This window comes from Alicyclobacillus acidiphilus NBRC 100859, from assembly GCF_001544355.1.
GTDB lineage: Bacteria > Bacillota > Bacilli > Alicyclobacillales > Alicyclobacillaceae > Alicyclobacillus > Alicyclobacillus acidiphilus.
Map to the genome: position 1 here is coordinate 1 of NZ_BCQI01000149.1, position 1,090 is coordinate 1,090.

2 protein-coding genes are annotated in these 1,090 nt (G+C 50.2%); both read left to right on the forward strand.

From position 1 onward, the window contains the following. The first annotated feature begins 69 nt into the window (after positions 1 to 69). Complete coding sequence (locus tag AAC01S_RS18485) at positions 70 to 357, forward strand: transposase (protein WP_067623977.1); 288 nt, start codon at positions 70 to 72, stop codon at positions 355 to 357. A gap of 50 nt (positions 358 to 407) precedes the next feature. Beyond that, positions 408 to 1,090: IS3 family transposase (locus tag AAC01S_RS19660; protein WP_245630294.1), on the forward strand; the 683-nt coding region annotated here is incomplete at its 3' end.

Consider the following 1,090-nt stretch of genomic DNA (forward strand, 5'->3'; position numbering starts at 1 on the left):
TATACTGGCCCCAGAGTCAACCCAGACAGATGACGTGAGGTAAAATAGACGTAGAGAGGTGTTTGACTCATGCCAGGACGTAAGTGGACTGTGGACGAGAAAATGAACATTGTGTTGGAAGGGATGGTTCCCGGGGCGAATATCAGCGAGGTTTGCCGACAGCATGGTGTGGCCCAAAGTCTGTATTACAAGTGGCGTGACGCATTTCTGGCTGGTGGACGAGCAGGGCTTCAGTCAGGTCCTTCTACCCGGGAGCAGGAGTTGGAGAAGCAGTTGCAGGAAGCCATGAGCAAAATTGGCGAGCAAGCTATGGAAATCGATGTGTTGCGAAAAAAATCGAACTGGGGCCGGAAGTAAACAGCCGTTTCTTGGTTGCTCAGCTCGTCAAGGAAGGGTTTCGGGTCCCAGTGATTGCGAAAGCATTGGAGCTGAATCGAACTTATTGTTATAGCTTGTTAAAGGAGCCTGTGAAGAAGGCGAACAAAGCGGTTATAGAGAAAGACGCCCCATTGAAACAGCGGATTCGCCATCTATGCGAGAGATTCCCACGATATGGATACCGTAGAATCAAGGTCATGTTGCGTCGTCAATACAGCATGCAGGTAAACCACAAACGAGTACACCGGCTCATGCGAGAAATGGGATTGTTGGTCAAATCCCCACAGCGAGAAGCTTCCCGAAAGAAGCGGTCTGGAAAGATTCCGGTGAGTCATTCAAACGAACACTTCCAGTGCGATATGACAAAGATTTGGTGTGGTAAGGATGGGTGGGGATATCTATTCGCGGTCATCGATGCGTACGACCGTGAAATTGTGGGGTATTCGTTTTCGCGCTATTGCCGGACAGAGGAATTGCTGCAGGCTGTGGATAACGCATTCAACTACCGATTCCCGAGCGGGGTGCAAGGCGCAAACTTGACGCTCAGAACGGACAACGGATGCCAAATGACAAGTCGACGATTCGTACAAGCCATGAAGGACTGCCAGGTGAAACATGAACGGACAGGTTATCACAACCCGGACGCAGATGGCTATATCGAACGTTTCTTCCGTTCGTTGAAGGAGGAAGAAGTTTGGATGCAGGAATACGG